General features: G+C 68.5%; 13 protein-coding genes. 7 read left to right on the top strand and 6 right to left on the bottom strand.

Annotation, left to right across the window (positions count from 1 at the left end; genetic code table 11):
* Nucleotides 1-10: 10 nt before the first annotated feature.
* Nucleotides 11-1,549 carry a helicase HerA-like domain-containing protein gene (locus D620_RS0103360; RefSeq protein ID WP_017664376.1) on the top strand — a complete coding sequence of 513 codons (1,539 nt, stop codon included), beginning with the start codon at nt 11-13 and terminating at the stop codon, nt 1,547-1,549.
* A 135-nt stretch (nt 1,550-1,684) separates the two neighbouring features.
* On the opposite strand, the gene D620_RS0103355 is transcribed toward D620_RS0103360, so the two are convergent.
* The 3 genes from D620_RS0103355 to D620_RS0103345 form a co-directional block, all read right to left on the bottom strand.
* Nucleotides 1,685-2,080 carry a hypothetical protein gene (locus tag D620_RS0103355; protein ID WP_017664375.1) on the bottom strand — a complete coding sequence of 132 codons (396 nt, stop codon included), beginning with the start codon at nt 2,078-2,080 and terminating at the stop codon, nt 1,685-1,687.
* Nucleotides 2,077-2,481, bottom strand: a complete 405-nt coding sequence (locus D620_RS0103350; RefSeq protein ID WP_017664374.1) for a VOC family protein — start codon at nt 2,479-2,481, stop codon at nt 2,077-2,079. Before D620_RS0103350 ends, D620_RS0103355 begins: the two co-directional genes overlap by 4 nt.
* Nucleotides 2,482-2,688: 207 nt before the next feature.
* The gene (locus tag D620_RS0103345) at nt 2,689-4,509 is read right to left on the bottom strand and encodes an aminopeptidase P family protein (protein ID WP_026091916.1); all 1,821 of its coding nucleotides are present in this window, start codon (nt 4,507-4,509) and stop codon (nt 2,689-2,691) included.
* A gap of 121 nt (nt 4,510-4,630) precedes the next feature.
* Here D620_RS0103345 and D620_RS0103340 point away from each other — a divergent pair, with 121 nt between their 5' ends.
* Nucleotides 4,631-6,856, top strand: coding sequence for a S9 family peptidase (locus D620_RS0103340; protein WP_017664372.1), 2,226 nt, complete (start codon nt 4,631-4,633; stop codon nt 6,854-6,856).
* A gap of 117 nt (nt 6,857-6,973) precedes the next feature.
* The gene (locus tag D620_RS0103330; RefSeq protein ID WP_017664371.1) at nt 6,974-7,366 is read left to right on the top strand and encodes an acyl-CoA thioesterase; all 393 of its coding nucleotides are present in this window, start codon (nt 6,974-6,976) and stop codon (nt 7,364-7,366) included.
* 33 nt (nt 7,367-7,399) lie between these two features.
* Here the strand turns inward: D620_RS0103330 and D620_RS14585 are convergent, their stop codons facing one another.
* A complete protein-coding gene (locus D620_RS14585) occupies nt 7,400-9,139 on the bottom strand; it encodes a GGDEF domain-containing protein (RefSeq protein ID WP_017664370.1) in 1,740 nt (579 codons plus the stop codon).
* A gap of 209 nt (nt 9,140-9,348) precedes the next feature.
* Between D620_RS14585 and D620_RS0103320 the strand changes: the two genes are divergently transcribed.
* From D620_RS0103320 to D620_RS0103305, 4 genes are read left to right on the top strand one after another with little or no spacing between them, the layout of a single operon-like run.
* On the top strand, nt 9,349-10,425 hold the full coding sequence (locus tag D620_RS0103320; RefSeq protein ID WP_017664369.1) for a substrate-binding domain-containing protein: 1,077 nt from the start codon (nt 9,349-9,351) through the stop codon (nt 10,423-10,425).
* 39 nt (nt 10,426-10,464) lie between these two features.
* Complete coding sequence (locus D620_RS0103315) at nt 10,465-11,550, top strand: substrate-binding domain-containing protein (RefSeq protein ID WP_017664368.1); 1,086 nt, start codon at nt 10,465-10,467, stop codon at nt 11,548-11,550.
* A gap of 49 nt (nt 11,551-11,599) precedes the next feature.
* Entirely contained in the window at nt 11,600-12,745 is a 1,146-nt protein-coding gene (locus D620_RS0103310) for a DUF2157 domain-containing protein (RefSeq protein ID WP_017664367.1), read from the top strand.
* On the top strand, nt 12,745-13,326 hold the full coding sequence (locus D620_RS0103305; RefSeq protein ID WP_033376075.1) for a GDYXXLXY domain-containing protein: 582 nt from the start codon (nt 12,745-12,747) through the stop codon (nt 13,324-13,326). The genes D620_RS0103310 and D620_RS0103305 overlap by 1 nt, the downstream gene beginning before the upstream one ends.
* A 1-nt stretch (nt 13,327) precedes the next feature.
* Here D620_RS0103305 and D620_RS14580 read toward each other — a convergent pair whose 3' ends face one another.
* Both D620_RS14580 and D620_RS16215 read right to left on the bottom strand, forming a co-directional pair.
* Nucleotides 13,328-14,239, bottom strand: a complete 912-nt coding sequence (locus D620_RS14580; RefSeq protein WP_017664365.1) for a sugar-transfer associated ATP-grasp domain-containing protein — start codon at nt 14,237-14,239, stop codon at nt 13,328-13,330.
* 1 nt (nt 14,240) lies between these two features.
* A complete protein-coding gene (locus D620_RS16215) occupies nt 14,241-15,497 on the bottom strand; it encodes a 7TM domain-containing protein (protein ID WP_017664364.1) in 1,257 nt (418 codons plus the stop codon).

Raw genomic sequence — 15,497 nt, 5'->3', positions numbered from 1 at the left:
GGACAGGCACATGAGCGAACAGACCGGCGACATCTTTCTCGGCCTCGGCGCGGACGGATCGCGCCAGACGCTGCTGCTCGGCCGCGCCAACCGCCACGGGCTGATCGCGGGCGCGACCGGCACCGGCAAGACCGTCACCCTCCAGGGCATCGCCGAAAGCTTCTCGGCTGCGGGCGTCCCGGTGTTCCTCGCCGACGTCAAGGGCGACCTGTCCGGCATCGCCATGCCCGGTTCGCCCACCTTCAAGCATGCCGACAAGCTGGAGGCGCGGGCGAGGGAACTGGGCATCACCGATTACGCCTACCGCGACAATCCGGTGATCTTCTGGGACCTCTACGGCGAACAGGGCCACCCGATCCGCACCACGGTGTCGGAAATGGGCCCGCTGCTGCTCTCGCGCCTGCTCGACTTGAACGAGACGCAGGAAGGCGTGCTCCAGATCATCTTCCGCCATGCCGATGAAAACGGCCTGCTGCTGCTCGATTTCGAGGATCTTTCGGCGCTGCTTGCCTGGGCGAACGAGAATGCTGCCGAGCTTTCGGGCCAATACGGCAATGTCACGCGGCCCTCGGTCGGGTCGATCCAGCGGCAATTGCTGAGCTTCGAGGCGCAGGGCGCAAACCACTTCTTCGGCGAGCCGGCATTGGAGATCGGCGATTTCCTCAAGCTTGATGACCACGGGCGCGGCTATGTGAATGTGCTCGCCGCCGACAAGCTGATGAGGAGCCCCAAGCTCTATGCGACCTTCCTGTTGTGGCTGCTCGCCGAGCTGTTCGAGGCGCTGCCCGAGGTCGGCGATCCCGACAAGCCCAAGCTGGTGTTCTTCTTCGACGAGGCCCACCTCTTGTTCGATGATGCGCCCAAGGCGCTGATGGACACGATCGAGCAGGTGGTGCGCCTGATCCGTTCGAAGGGCGTGGGGGTGTATTTCGTGACCCAGAACCCGATCGACATTCCCGAGGAGGTCGCCGGCCAATTGGGCAACCGCGTCCAGCACGCGCTGCGCGCCTTCACCCCGCGTGACCAGCGCGCGATCAAGGCGGCGGCGGAGACCTTCCGCGTCAACCCCAAGCTCGATGTCGAGAGCGCGATCACCGAGCTGAAGGTCGGCGAGGCGCTGGTCTCGACCCTCGACGATGACGGCGCGCCGAGTGTGGTCGAGCGCACGCTGATCCGGCCGCCATGCTCGCGCCTCGGCCCGGTCGAGCCCAAGGAGCGCGCGATCATCCAGTCGGTGAGCCCGCTGGAGGGCAAGTATGACACGCCGGTGGACCGCCAGAGCGCCGCCGAAGTGCTCGCCGCCAAGGCCGCCGATGCCGCCGCGACCGCCGAGGAAGTGGCCGAGAAAGGCGTGGAAGAGGTCGCCAGGCGCGAGCGCCGCACGCCCTCGGTCTGGGAGAAGGCCGGCAAGAGCGCGATGACCGCGGCGAGCGGCTCGCTTGCCTCGATGGCGGTGGCGATGGTGCTGGGCAAGAAATCGGGCGCCGATCCGCTGCGCACCGGGGCGACCGCCTTCGTGCGCAACCTTCTGGGCGGGCTGATGCGCTGACAGCCCGTGCCGGCGGCACGGGCGACGTGGCCGCTGGCGTGGCGCCCCACCCCCCGGACCCCCTCGCCGCGGAGAGGGGGAGAGGCGACGTGGCCGCTGGCGGAGGCCCCTGCGCCGGGCGGGGCGGGCGCGGCTCTAGCGCGGCCGGTGCTGGGTGCCCTCGCCCGCGGTGATGAAGATCGCGGTCGCGCTGTCGGGCACATCGGCGGTGTGCCACACGCCCGGCGGGTTGATCGCATATTCGCCCGCCACGAGCGGCGTCGTCACCACCTGCCCGCCGGCAAATTCCTGCACCAGCGCCATCGCGCCATGCGTGCAGATCACCACCTCGTCGCCCGCCGGGTGCATTTCCCACGCGGTCCAGCTTTCGGTGAAGGTGTATTGCGACACCAGCCGGCCTTCCGCGCCGTCTGCGGCATGGCGCGCGCCATAGGCCGCATACCACTCCATCCCGGCGAAAGGCGGCTCTTCCACCGCCTTCGCGCCGAGGCCCAGATGGATGAAGCGCTCCGAGAGGTGCGGCGCGCTCACGAGCCGTCGCCGACCGGTGCGGCCTCGGGCGCGACCATGCAGAAGGCATTCAGTTTGTTGCCGTCCGGATCGCGGAAATAGGCGGCGTAGAAGCCGTCATTGCCGCGCGGGCCGGGTGCGCCCTCGCAAGCGCCGCCATGGGCGAGCGCGGTTTCGTGGACCGCGTGGACGACCTCCGGGGTCTTGACCTCGAGCGCGACCATCACCCCGTTGCCGACCGTGGCGGGCTGGCCATCGAACGGCAGGGTCGCCGCGATGCCGGGCGCGCCGCCCCATTCGCCCCACGCGATGAAGGCTTCGGTGTCCATCATCCGCCCCACGCCGAAATGGGCGGCAAGCGCGTCATAGAAAGCCGCCGCGCGGGGCAGATCATTGGTGCCGAGGGTGACGTAGCCGATCATGTGAGTTCCTCCCTTACCGCGACTCGGTGTTGGAGAACATTACTAGAACATTGAGGTGGTCACAAGGTTTGACGAGATCGCATGATCGGCCCGCCAACGGACGGGCCGCAAGGCCGACCGGCCGCCCGCAGGCGCCCGGACCCCGGACTTGATCCGGGGGGAGGAACAGCGCCGAGGACGAACGCGCGGAGGCGCGTTCGCAACCAATCAAAGCGGCGCGGTTTCCCGCTCCAGCCATGCGAGTTCCTCGCCCGCGAGGCGCGGCGCGAGCAGGGCGCGGACCTCGGCATGGTAGCCATCGACCCATGCGATCTCGCCGGCCGTCAGCAGGCCCTTCTCGATCAGCTTGCGGTCCAGTGGCACGAAGGTCAGCGTCTCGAAGCCGAGATACCGGCCTTCCGCGCCGGCAATCTCGCGTTCCTCGACCAGCACGAGGTTTTCGATGCGGATGCCGTAGTGGCCCTGCTTGTAGTAGCCCGGCTCGTTCGAGAGGATCATCCCGGCGTGCAGTTCGGTCCCCGTCCCCGCCTGCCCGCCAGAGGGCTTGGCGATGCGCTGCGGGCCTTCGTGGACGGCAAGGAAGCTGCCGACGCCGTGGCCGGTGCCGTGGGCGTAATCGACCCCCGCCTCCCACAGATATTGCCGCGCCAGCACATCGAGCTGCGCTCCGCACGTCCCTTGCGGGAAGACCGCGCGGGCGAGCTGGATGTGGCCCTTCAAGACGCGCGTGTTGCGGTCGCGCATTTCCTGTGTCGGCGCTCCGGGGCCGACCCAGACGGTGCGGGTGATGTCGGTGGTGCCGCCGCCATGCTGGTCGGCGTATTGCCCGCCGGAATCGACCAGATAGATCGAGGAGGGCGGCACCGCGATATTGCTGTCCGCATCCACCTTGTAATGCGGCAGCGCGGCGTGGCCGGCGGCTGCCGAAATGGTGTCGAAGCTGAGGTCCTTGAGGCCCGCGTCCTCGGCGCGGAAGGCGGCGAGGCGCGCGGCGGCGCCGAGTTCGTCGACGGTGCCCTTCGGCCCCTCGATCTCCAGCCAGCGCAGGAATTTGGCTACAGCCGCCCCGTCGCGGGCCTGCGCGTCGCGGTGGCCCGCCTGTTCGGCAGCGTTCTTGATCGCCTTGGCAAGGATCGTCGGGTCCTGCTTGAAGGCAAAGCGCGCCCCGCCTGCCCGCAGCGCCTGGGCGATCCCGACCACTGCGAAATCGGGGTCGAGCGCCACGCTCTTGCCCGCGAAGGCCGAGGCCAGCGCCCCCTCGAACGCATCGCGATCACGGATCGTCACCGCGTTGCCCAAGTGCCGGGTGAGCTCGGGCGTGACCTTTTCGGGCGCGATGAACAGCTCGGCGCTGCCGTCCTTATGCGCGATCACATAGGAGAGCGCGACGGGGGTGTGCGCCACGTCGCTCCCCCGGATGTTGAGCAGCCACGCGACCGAATCGAGCGCGGGGATGACCACCGCATCGTGGCCTTCTGCCGCCAGCCAGTCGGCGATCGCCGCGCGCTTGTCGGCCGACGAGCGGCCCGCCAGCGCCTCGTCATGGGGCACGGCGAGGGCGGGCGAGGGGGCGGGGCGGTCGGCCCACACGGCGTCCACCGGGTTGCCCACCGCCGGGACCAGCACGATGCCCTTGGCCGCGAGCCGCTTCTCCAGCGCCTCGACCCAGGCCCAGGTGTGGAGCCAGGGATCATAGGCGATTGTCGCGCCGCTCTCCGCCACCTCGGCCAGCCAGCCGCCCAAGGTGTCCTTCGGGACGCTCCGGTATTCGAACAGGTTGCCGTCGACCTGCTCCCTCACCTGCACGGTGTAGCGCCCGTCGACGAAGATCGCGGCGTGGGTGAGCGTTACGCAAGCGAACCCCGCCGAGCCGCCGAAGCCCGTCAGCCAGCCGAGGCGCTGGGCATAATCGCCGACATATTCGCTCATGTGTTCATCGCTGATGGGGACGATGAAGCCGTCCAGTCCCCGGCGCTTCAGCTCCTCGCGCAGGGCGGCAAGGCGGGCTTCGTGAGTGGACATAAGCATATCGTCGTTCCTCGGGCGAGGCGCGGGCACTTGCCGCGCACCAATGTCGCATTACAACCGCATCATAGGCCCGATGGGCTTGTCTTTCCACCCAGACCGACACACGGGAACCTGCATCCAGATGGCTCGCCTGACCAGCCTTCACGCTCTTGCCCTTGCGCTTGCCGCCACCACCTTTGCCCCGGCCGCCATGGCCGAGACCCGAGAGGATTCCGCCCCTGTGACCAAGCCTGCCTCCGCCTCCGAGAATATTGGCGATATCAAGCCCCCCGTCGCCGCCAAGCGCCCGCACACCTACACCGTGCACGGCATCACGGTCGAAGACCCCTATGACTGGCTCTACGACAAATCCTATCCGACCGTGGACGATGCGCAGGTGCTCGATCACCTCAAGGCCGAGAACGCCTATTTCGAAGCGCAGATGGAAGGCCGCAAGGCGCTCACCGAGGCGCTGTTCGCCGAGATGCGGGCGCGCATCAAGGAGGAGGATTCGACCGTGCCCCAAAAGGACGGCGACTATCTCTACTGGAGCGAGTTCGAAGAGGGCGCGCAGTATCGCAAGCACTACCGCAAGCCTGTTGCGGGCGGCGAGGCGGAGCTGCTGATCGACGAGAACGCGCTTGCCGAAGGGCAGGAATATTTCCGCCTCGGCGCGGCTTCGGTGAGCCAGAACGGGCGCTTCCTCGCCTATGCCACCGACACCAGCGGCGGCGAGCGCTACACCGCGCGGATCAAGGACCTTGTGACCGGCGAGCACCTGCCCGACGTGTTGGAAAACCTGCGCGGCGATCTGGTGTGGGTGAAGGGCGATACCGCGCTGGTCTACGGTCCCTCGACCGAGGAATGGCGCACATTGGAAGCGAAGATGCACGTCATCGGTACGCCGGTGGAAAGCGACGTCACGCTCTACAAGGAGGAGGACCAGAGCTTCGGCGTCGGCACCGGGCTTTCGGCGCAGGAAGACTGGCTGATCATCGCCACCGGCGACAACGAGACGAGCGAGGTGCGCCTCGTCCCCGCCAGTGACCCGACCGCCGCCCCGATCCTCGTGCGCCCGCGCAAGAAGGGCGTCGAATACGGCGTCGATGTGCGCGACGGCGAGCTGTGGGTGTGGACCAACGAGGATCACATCAACTTCCGCCTCGCCAAGGCGAAGCTGGGGACGCCGGGGGAATGGCAGACCGTCATCCCCGGATCGGACGATTTCTATCTGACCGGTTTCGAGCTGTTCAAGGGCTTCTTCGTCACCGAGGGGCGGCTGAACGGCCTCGACCAGATCCAGCTGCGGCAATATGCCGACCCCGCGCAGATCACCCCCGTGACCTTCCCCGAACCGAGCTACACCGCGGGCCTTTCGAGCAACCCCGAATATGACGTGGCGACGCTCAGGCTCTCCTACCAGTCGATGGTGACGCCCGGCACGGTCTATGACTACGACGTCGCCACCGCCTCCCTGACGAGGCTGAAGACGCAGGAAATCCCGAGCGGGTATGACGCGTCGCAATATGTCTCGCAGCGCCTGACGATCACCGCGCGCGACGGCACGCAGGTTCCGGTCAGCGTGCTGATGCGCCGCGACCGGGCGGAGATCCTCAAGAAGGCGGGGATCGAGGGACCGGGACCGCTCCACCTCTATGCCTATGGCGCCTATGGCTATGCCGTGCCGCCGGGCTTCTCGACCTCGCGGCTGTCGTTGGTGGATCGCGGCTTTGCCTATGCCATCGCCCATATCCGCGGCGGCGACGATCTCGGGCGGCGCTGGTATCTGGGCGGCAAGCTGTTCGAACGGCGCAACACCTTCAACGATTTCGTCGATGCAGGCAGGGGCCTGATCGCGGCGGGCTACACGGCGGAAGGGATGGTGACCGCGAGCGGCGGCTCGGCCGGCGGCGAGCTGATGGGGGCCGTCATCAATCAGGACCCGGCGCAATATGGCGCGGTGGTGGCGCATGTGCCCTTTGTCGACGTGGTGGGCACCATGCTCAACGCAAAGCTCCCCCTCACCCCGGGCGAATGGCAGGAATGGGGCAACCCGATCACCGACAAGGCGGCGTTTGCCTATATGCTGTCCTATTCGCCCTATGATCAGGTCAGCGCCAAGGCCTACCCGCCGCTGCTGGTGACCGCCGGGCTCAACGATCCGCGCGTCACCTATTGGGAACCCGCCAAGTGGGTCGCCAAGCTGCGCGAGCTCAAGACCGACGACAACCTGCTGCTGTTGAAGACCAACATGGGCGCAGGCCACGGCGGGCAGTCCGGGCGCTGGAACAGCCTCAAGGAGACAGCGGAGGAATTCGCCTTCATCCTGTGGCAGATGGGGATGGCGCCCAAGGCGGCGGGCGAGTGAAGGCGCCTAACTACGATCGTGGCTTGGCCGCAATTGCGATGGGACTGGTGCTGTTGCCGTTCGCGCTCTGTCTGATCCTTGAACTGTTGATCCGCTTCGTGCCGGAATAACCCGCCCGTGCCCAACCGCTTCACCCGCACCTTCCGCGCCGAGCCGCAGCACATCGACGCGCTCGGCCACGTCAACAACACCGTGTGGGTGCAGTGGATCCAGGACATGGCGACCGCCCATTGGGATGCGGTGGCGCGCCCCGAGGATCGCGCCGCCTTCTTCTGGGTCGTGGTGCGGCACGAGATCGACTACCGGGGCAACGTGTCCGAGGGCGAGACCGTCCATGCCGAGACATGGATCGAAGGCCCCGCCCAGGGTGCCAAGTCGCTCCGCCGGGTCGAGTTCACCGATGCCGCGGGCAAGCGCCTCGTCAGCGCGGCGACCACCTGGGCGATGCTCGACCGCGCCACCGGGCGGCTGGCGCGGGTGCGGCCCGAGGTGCTCGCGCCGTTCGCATGATGTCGCCAGCCCCTCCTCCGGGGGAGGCGCCGCTCATGCCGCCCGTTCGTCCTTGCGCCGGCCTTCGGGCGCGCTGCGGAACACGGTGAGGCGTTCATAGGCCATGCGGTTGCGCCCGCTTGCCTTGGCCTCGTACATCAGCGCATCGGCGCGGGCGTAGAATTCGCTGAACGCCATCTTGTGCGCATTGGCATCGGCGAGCACCACCACGCCCATGCTCGCGGTCACCGGCAGGTCGAGCCCGGGGACTTCCTTGGCGATCCTGAGCGGGATCGCCTGGCGCAGCGCCTCGGCGCGTTCGAGCGGGCGGGGGCCGCGCAGCAGCACCACGAATTCCTCGCCGCCCAGTCGCACCGCCACCGCATCGCGGTCTCCAGAGGACCGGATCGCGCTCGCGCAGGCGACCAGCGCGGCATCGCCGACCTGGTGGCCGTGGACGTCGTTGATCGTCTTGAAGCGGTCGAGATCGACCAGCGCGAAGGTATCGTAGCCCTGCGCCAGCAGTTCGTCGAAACGCGCCTCGATGGCGCGGCGGTTCATCAGCCCGGTGAGCGAATCGCGCGCCGAGAGCTGTTCGAGCATCTTCGCCTCGGTCAGCGCCGCATCGCGCTCGCGGCGCAGCGCGAGGAAGCGGTCGGCGATGGCGAGGCTGATCACCACCACCTCGATCCCGATCGCGACGTAGAGCATCTGGTCGAGGCTCGAAGGGCCGGTGTGCCAGCCCAGCCCGCGCAGCAGGCGTTCGCTCGAGGCGGCGATGATCGGCGCCCAGGCGGCGGCGATGAACCGCGCCGAACGGCTGCCGCGCAGCAGCGCCTCGATCACCGCGGCGCTGAACACGATGATCGCAGGCAGGAAGGCGACGAAATAGCCGACATCGTCGAAGCGCTGGGTGGCATCCAGTTGCAGCGCGAAGAAGCCGGGCACGATCATCGTGAACCAGCCGGTCGCGATGGTCACATGGCGCATCGTGCCCGACTGCGCGCCGCGTTCGAGAAAGTGTGCAAGGAACAGCGCCGAAAGCCCCGCACCGATCGCCCAGGACAGCGCGCCCGCCACCGCCATCACCGGCACCGGCAAGGTGACGAAGGCCGAGGCAAGGCCGCCTGCGGTCAGCACATAGATCATCATCGCGCTGACCATCGCCGCGTGGAGCACCACGAAGCGCTCGCGCAGCACCACGAAGAAGCTGATGTCGAACAACAGCGGCAAGATCAGCATCCCGGCGACAAAGGCGAGCAGCATCATGTCGATCTGCGACCAGTCGGCGTGGCCCGGATCATGGGTGATGCGCGCCTCGGTGAGCAGCGGCACCGAATGCGGCGCCTCGATCCGGGCGACGAGCGCGGTGGTCGCGGGCGTGATCGCGGGGAGCGGGAGCTGGAATACGGGGCCTGCCGCAAAGGGCGTGCCGTCGGCCTCGCGCAGCACCAGGCTGCGCACCGCGCCGCCCTTGTCGATGGCGTGGAAGGTGATCGTCTCGAAGCGCGCGTTGCGGGCGAAGAAGTAGCGCGGAAGCCGGTGCTGCTGCCAGTCCCTCGCCTCGAAGCGCAGCCACACGGCGGGCACGTCCGAGCGCCAGCCGGTGTCGTTGCAGGTCCACCCGGCGCGCGGGCCCATCGCGGCAAGGCTGGTCGCAAGCGCGGTCGCCGCGTGGCAGGCAGGGGCATGGGTCGGCACGACGTGGTCGTCTGCCGCCACCGGTCGGGCAGCGAGCAGCACCAGCATCGCGGCGACCATGCCGAGCCGGGTAAGGAGGCGCAGAAGTGCCATACCTCGCAGCCCTACCATGCAAGCTCTTACGATGCTGTTAAGCCAGTTCCCTGCGTTTTGGAGGCAATCTGCCGCGATTTGAGAGGCTTGGCCTGCCCGGCAGGCCGCGCTGGACCGGGTATGCTGCGCAGAGTAACGGACCTGTCACGAAAGGCTCCTAGCCCACATTACGCCATACCTCGCGCCGCTGGCGCCGACCGGGATCCGACATGCTCCAATCTATCTCTGCCCTGTGCACGTCCGGCCTCCGCCGGACCGGCGCCGTCCTGGTGCTTGCCGCGATCACGCTGTCCGCCTGTGATTCGACCGGGGCCGCGGGCGCGCAGTCGGTCCATGCGGTGGGCTCCTCGACGGTCTATCCCTTCGCCAAGCTGGTCGCCGAGAACTTCTCGCGCAACTATCCCGACATGCGCTCGCCGCTGATCGAATCCACCGGCACCGGCAACGGCATCCAGCTGTTCTGTTCGGGGCTCGGCCCCAACACCCCCGACATGGTCAACGCCTCGCGGCGGATGAAGCCGTCCGAATTCGATACCTGCGCATCGAACAAGGTCGACGAGGTCATCGAACTCCAGGTCGGGCTCGACGGGATCGCCTTCGCCTCGGCCAAGGGCGGGATCATGCTGAACCTCTCGCCCGTCACGGTCTACAAGGCACTGGCCGCGCGGCCCTATGGCAAGCCGCAGACCGCAAAGACCTGGGCCGATGTCGATCCGGCGCTGCCCGCCCAGCCGATCCTCGTCTACGGCCCGCCCAGCACCTCGGGCACCCGCGATGCCTTGAAAGAGCTGATCCTCCATGTCGGCTGCGACGCCGATCCGGCAATGAAGGCGCTCAAGGAACGCGACGAGACCGAATACACCCAGATCTGCACCGAGATCCGCGATGACGGCGCCTATTCGGACCAGGGCGAGCAGGACAACCTGATCGTCAACAAGATCGTCGCCAACCCCGGCATCGTCGGCATCTTCGGCTATTCCTACCTCGAGGAAAATCTCGACAAGGTGCAGGACCTGCCGATGAACGGGGTGCAGGCGACCTACGAGAACATCGCGAATTTTTCCTACCCCGGCGCGCGGCCGCTCTACGTTTACGTCAAGAAGTCGCATATGCGCGCTATCCCGGGCCTTGAGGATTTCATGAAGGAGTGGGTCAAGAGCTGGGGCAAGGACGGGCCGCTCGCGCGCGTGGGCATGGTGGCGATGCCCGCCGAGACGATGGCCGCCAATGCCGCCAAGGTGCAGAACCTGACGATCCTCACCAAGGCCGAGCTCGCGGCAAAATAGACCCGCTTCTCCATGGTCTCATGACCACAGGGGGAGGGTATGATGTCTGAAGCAAACGGGAAAAAGGTGATCGGACGCACGGCTGCCATGGCGCTGGCGCTGGCGGCAATGTCGGCATTGCCGGCCTGCGGCGACAATCCGCAGGATGCCGCCGCCAAGGCGATCAGCGTGGTCGGCTCCTCGACCGTCTATCCCTTCGCCAAACAGGTCGCCGTGGATTTCCTCGCCGCCAATGAAGGGCTCGCCCCGCCGCAGGTCGCCTCGTCGGGCACGGCGGACGGGATCAAGGCCTTCTGCGCCGGGATCGGGGCGACCACCCCCGATATCGTCAACGCCTCGCGCCGCATGACCCGCGCCGAATTCGCCGATTGCGCCGCACGCGGCGTGGGCGACATCATCGAGATCGAGGTCGGGCTGGACGGGATCGTCTTCGCCTCGGCCACCGACCGCGGGATCGACATCAAGCTGACCCGCGACAATGTCTACCGCGCGATTGCCAACAAGCCCTTCGGCCGCGAGCAGACCGCCAAGACCTGGGCCGATGTCGATCCGTCGCTGCCGGCCATGCCGATCGTGGTCTATGGCCCGCCCGAAAGCTCGGGCACGCGCGAGGCGCTGCTCAATCTCGTGGTCCAGCCCGGCTGCCGCCAGAACAGCGCGATGGCCTCGTTCGAGAAGAGCGATCCGGAACGCTTCCAGCGCGATTGCCACGCGCTGCGCAGCGACAGCGGCTACAGCAGCCAGGGCGAGCAGGACGACCTGATCGTCCGCCGCGTCGCCTCCAACCCCGAGGCGATCGCCATCGTCGGCTATTCCTATCTCCTCAAGAACAGCAAGGCGATCAAGCCGCTGGCGCTTGATGGCGTGCTGCCGACCTCGGCGACGATCGCCGACGGCAGCTACGAGGCCAGCCGCCCGCTGTATATCTACGTCAAGAAGGCGAACCTGCCGGTCACCCCGGGGCTCGACACGTTTCTCGCCCAATGGGCCAAGAGCTGGGGCGCCGATGGTCCGCTCGCCAGGATCGGGCTGGTGCCGCTGCCCGCCGACCGTCAGGCCAAGGCCGCAGCCGCGATCCAGAACCAGACCGTGCTGACGGTCGCCGCGCTCGAAGCGGCGCAGTAACGCTCGCGCGTGATTGCGGCATGGCGGGGAGGCGGCTAACCTCTCCGCCATGAACGCGCGCAAGATCGCCGAATGGCATGCGGCCGGCCTGATCGATGCGGCCACGCGCGATGCCCTCATCGCCTATGAAGCCGCGCACACCCGCCCGCTGCTGCTGTGGGCGGTGTGGGGCATCGGCGCGCTCGCCATCGGGCTGGGCATCGTCTCGGTGGTCGCCGCGAACTGGGAGGAGATCCCGGGACTGGTCCGGCTGGCGGTGCACCTGGCGCTGATCGCGGGCCTGCTGGGGCTGGTGTTCGCGCGCGAGGAGCAGATCGACGCGGCCTCGCCCTGGGCGCTCGAGGCGCTGGTGTTCATCGCCGCCGCGCTGGGCCTCACCTTTTTCGGGCATCTGGGGCAGGTCTACCAGACCGCCGCACCCTTGTGGCAGCCGTTGTCGATGTGGCTGGCGCTGCTTGCCCCGCTGCTGCTGCTGACCGGGCGCGGCTGGCCCACCGCGCTGGCGGTGCTGGGCGGGATGGTGTGGACCGCGTGGGAATATGCCGGCGCCGCCGCGCCGCCGGGGGCGCAAGGCACCATCGGCTGGGGCATCTGGCTCGCCTTCGTCATCGCCCTGCCGGTGCTGGCCGCGCCGCCTGCCGCTGCCCTGCGCGCGCGCAGCCGCCGCCCCGATTTCTGGCTGGCGCTCGAGCAGCTGGCGCTCGCCTATGCGGCCTCCGGGGCATCGCTGGCCGCGGGGCTCGCGAGCATCGGCGGCATCGAGGCGGACCCTTCGGGCAGCAAGCTTGCCGCGGCGGCGACCTGCGCGCTCACCGGTCTGGCGGCGGGGGCGGGGGTGGCGGCCCTGCGCCCGGGCCGTTCGGGGCAGATGACCGGCGCGATCCTCGCCGGCGCAGGCGCGGCGATGCTGCTCGCCTATCCCGCCGATGACCGCAACATCGCCGCCGCGCTGGTGTTCTTCGCGCTGTGGACAGGGATCGCCGCCGCCGCGCTCGGCGCGCAGTGGCGCGGGGTGTTCCAGATCGCGGTGGGGGCGATTGCGCTGCGGCTCGTCATCCTCAGCTTCGAACTCGCCGCCGACCTCTTGACGAGCGGCTTCGGGCTGATCCTTGCAGGGCTGCTGATCCTCGGCGTGGCGTGGGGCGCGGTGCGGGTGTCGAAGCGCTTCGCCCCGGCGCGGGAGGGCAAGGCGTGATGCGCTATGCCCGTCTCGCCGCCGCGGCCTTGCCGCTGCTCGGCCTCGGGGCGCTGTGGGCGATCGGCGACCGCACCTACAATTCGGGCACCGAATGGGAGGTGCCGATCCAAGGCTACGACCCGCGCGATTACCTGCGCGGGCACTATGTCGAATTCAGCTATGATTGGCCCGGTTACGACGAGGCGCGTGACGGGGCGCTCACCGGACTGTGTCTCGCCGGAGAGCCGCCGCGGCTGCACGAGGCCACCCGGCTTGTCGAAGGCCGGCTTGTCGAAGGGCAGCCTTGCCCTCACCCGGTGCGGGTCGATGAGGCAGGCGTCTACCGGATGAACGGCCTCGTCACCGGGCGCCTCTATATCGGGCAGGCCCGCGCCGCGCAGCTTCAGGAGCAGCTCCGAAACCGCGACCAGCGCGGGATCGTGACGATCCGCCAGCGCGGGGACGGCAGCTTCACGCCCGTCGCCATCCGCTTCCGCCCGCTCACCCCCGCAGAAATCGCCGAGCGCGATGCCCCGGCGGGCGCCGCCCCGCTGTCCCCCTTCGATCCGCTCGGAGCCCCCGCGGTGATGGAGAAATGAGCTAACGGAAATCCTCGCCCGTCGCCGCGATCCGGCTCTTCAGGCCCGCCTGGCAGATGTTCTGGATCTCGATCCCCGGGTGGGCATTGACCTCGATCACCAGCGGGCCGTCGTTCACGTCGAGCACGATGTCCGCCCCGCAATAGCCGAGGCCGACCGCCGGCCCGCATTTCGATGCCAGCTCCAGCACCCGCTTCCAGCCCGGGATCTCGAAGCCGATGAGGTTCACCCCGGTATCGGGGTGGCGGGTGATCGGCACGCCTTTCACCACCGCGCGGGTGATCCTGCCGGTCTCCATGTCGATCCCCGCGCCTATCGCGCGCTGGTGCAAGTTGGCCTTGCCGTCGCTCTCGATGGTGGGAAGGCGCACCATCGCCATCAGGGGCGTGTGGTGCAAGCTGATGACGCGCAGGTCCGGCAGGCCTTCGGGCACGATGCGCGAGAGCGCCGGGTCGGCGATGATCAGCGGCTCGATCAGCGCGGCGTCCTCGGCGGCGGAATCGCCAGAGAAGCCGCCGTCGACCACCTTCTGGATGTGGTGCATCACCATGTCTTCGGGCAGCGCCGCGCCCGAGCCCTTGTACCAGGTGTTCCCCTCACGCCGCACCGCGAGCAGGATGCCGTCGCCCTGCGATCCGCGCGCGGGCTTGATCGCCCAGGCATCGGGCATGTCGCGGCTGGGCTTGAAATCGGCGACCTGCTGGTGATCCTCGAGCACCGCGACCGTGCCGGTGCAGGATATCCCCGCCGCCTCCAGCGCGCGTTTGGCGGCGACCTTGTCGCGCGCGCGCTCGATGGCGTGGCGCGGATTGTATCTCTGGATCAGCGCGTTCCTCATGTTGATGCCGAGGATCTCGCCCTCGATCAGCCCGCCCTCGCCAAGGCCGAGCCAGCGGTTGAGTGCCTTGAACATCTCAGACGTCCTCCACCTTGCGGATCACCCAGGCATTGTGGACCGGCGGACGCTGCGCGGGCCCATCGGCGGCCCGGCCGTCCACCGCGCGGCCCCCGGATGCGACAAGGCGGGGCCGCGAACGGGCCCCGCGATCGGGGAGAGGCTGGGGCACGCGGCGCCTTGTGCCCGGCCTCAGCTCGTCAGGAGAGCCGATCACCCACATGCCGCGCAAGGGTGGCGCCCGCCCCGCGAGCGCGGCGAGCACCATGCCGTGACTGCGGTGGAGCGGGGTGAGCCGCGGGGTGCGATAGGCGGCGAGGGCCGGCACGGGCACGGGCTCGGGCACAGGTTCGGGCGGGGGCTGGGGCGGGGGCTCGGGCATGGCCTCGGGTTCGGGCACCCGGCGCGTATCGGGCAGGCCCTTGCGGCGATCCTCGCTGACCCCTTCGGGCAGGGCCACCGCTTCGCCCGCCGCCTCTGCCGCGGCCGCCCGCGCCCGGCGGCGGCGCTCGAGCCAGATCGGGGCGAAGCGGCTGATTTCGGAGAGGCGCAGGCCGCGATACCGGCCGAGAATCGCGATCGCCACCGCGGTCGTCGCGGGCATCAGCAGCGGCGACCATTCGATCAGCGCCATCGCGAAGTCCGAAACCATCACGAATTCGATCATCAGCGCCAGCACGAAGGTGTTCAATGCCATCCTGGCGGCGGGCTTGGCGCCGTCCTTGCCCCACTGCTTCCACCACCGCTCGACGCACAGCGCGCAGACGATGACGGGGAAGGCACCGACCTGAAGCTGGGTATCGAGCACCATCTGCAAGCCCACCAGCACCAGCACGATCAGCGAGATCAGCACGCCGAGAAAGCCGACGCGGGTCATGCGCAGCTTCAGCAGGGTGGGGGTGACGATCATCCCCACCAGCACCGAGGAGCACAGCACCACCGGCCCCATCACCGGGCCGATCTGGAGGAAGGCGAGCGCGATCAGCTTCGGGGTGAACAGCCCGAAGGCCTTCAATCCGATGAAGCTCCTCGCCAGCACCACCAGGAACGCGCCGAGCGGCAGCACCATCAGCAGGTTCGAGGGCTTGAGCCCCCAGATCGCCTGCGATGCCGCCACGCCCTCGAAGGATGAAGGCAGCGCGAGGAAGGTTTCGGTATTGGCGACCCCGAGGCCGACCAGCACGGCGAGCACCGCCGCGACCGCCAGCCCGATATAGAACGGGCGGCGGACCTGCGGCGTTGCGTTCGCCCAGATCTGGCCGACGCGGGCGATCAT

It is taken from the genome of Porphyrobacter sp. AAP82 (assembly GCF_000331285.1).
Classification (GTDB): Bacteria; Pseudomonadota; Alphaproteobacteria; order Sphingomonadales; family Sphingomonadaceae; genus Erythrobacter.
The sequence above is the reverse complement of the archived record's forward strand: the minus strand, read 5'-3'. Positions and strand labels throughout refer to the sequence as shown.

Excerpts from the sequence above, each read along its gene's own strand:
- D620_RS0103360 (WP_017664376.1), top strand. The coding sequence starts at position 11 with ATGAGCGAACAGACCGGCGACATCTTTCTCGGCCTCGGCGCGGACGGA.
- D620_RS0103350 (WP_017664374.1), bottom strand. The coding sequence starts at position 2,481 with ATGATCGGCTACGTCACCCTCGGCACCAATGATCTGCCCCGCGCGGCG.
- D620_RS0103345 (WP_026091916.1), bottom strand. The coding sequence starts at position 4,509 with ATGCTTATGTCCACTCACGAAGCCCGCCTTGCCGCCCTGCGCGAGGAG.
- D620_RS0103340 (WP_017664372.1), top strand. The coding sequence starts at position 4,631 with ATGGCTCGCCTGACCAGCCTTCACGCTCTTGCCCTTGCGCTTGCCGCC.
- D620_RS14585 (WP_017664370.1), bottom strand. The coding sequence starts at position 9,139 with ATGGCACTTCTGCGCCTCCTTACCCGGCTCGGCATGGTCGCCGCGATG.
- D620_RS0103320 (WP_017664369.1), top strand. The coding sequence starts at position 9,349 with ATGCTCCAATCTATCTCTGCCCTGTGCACGTCCGGCCTCCGCCGGACC.
- D620_RS0103315 (WP_017664368.1), top strand. The coding sequence starts at position 10,465 with ATGATGTCTGAAGCAAACGGGAAAAAGGTGATCGGACGCACGGCTGCC.
- D620_RS0103310 (WP_017664367.1), top strand. The coding sequence starts at position 11,600 with ATGAACGCGCGCAAGATCGCCGAATGGCATGCGGCCGGCCTGATCGAT.
- D620_RS0103305 (WP_033376075.1), top strand. The coding sequence starts at position 12,745 with ATGCGCTATGCCCGTCTCGCCGCCGCGGCCTTGCCGCTGCTCGGCCTC.
- D620_RS14580 (WP_017664365.1), bottom strand. The coding sequence starts at position 14,239 with ATGTTCAAGGCACTCAACCGCTGGCTCGGCCTTGGCGAGGGCGGGCTG.
- D620_RS16215 (WP_017664364.1), bottom strand. The coding sequence starts at position 15,497 with ATGATCGCCCGCGTCGGCCAGATCTGGGCGAACGCAACGCCGCAGGTC.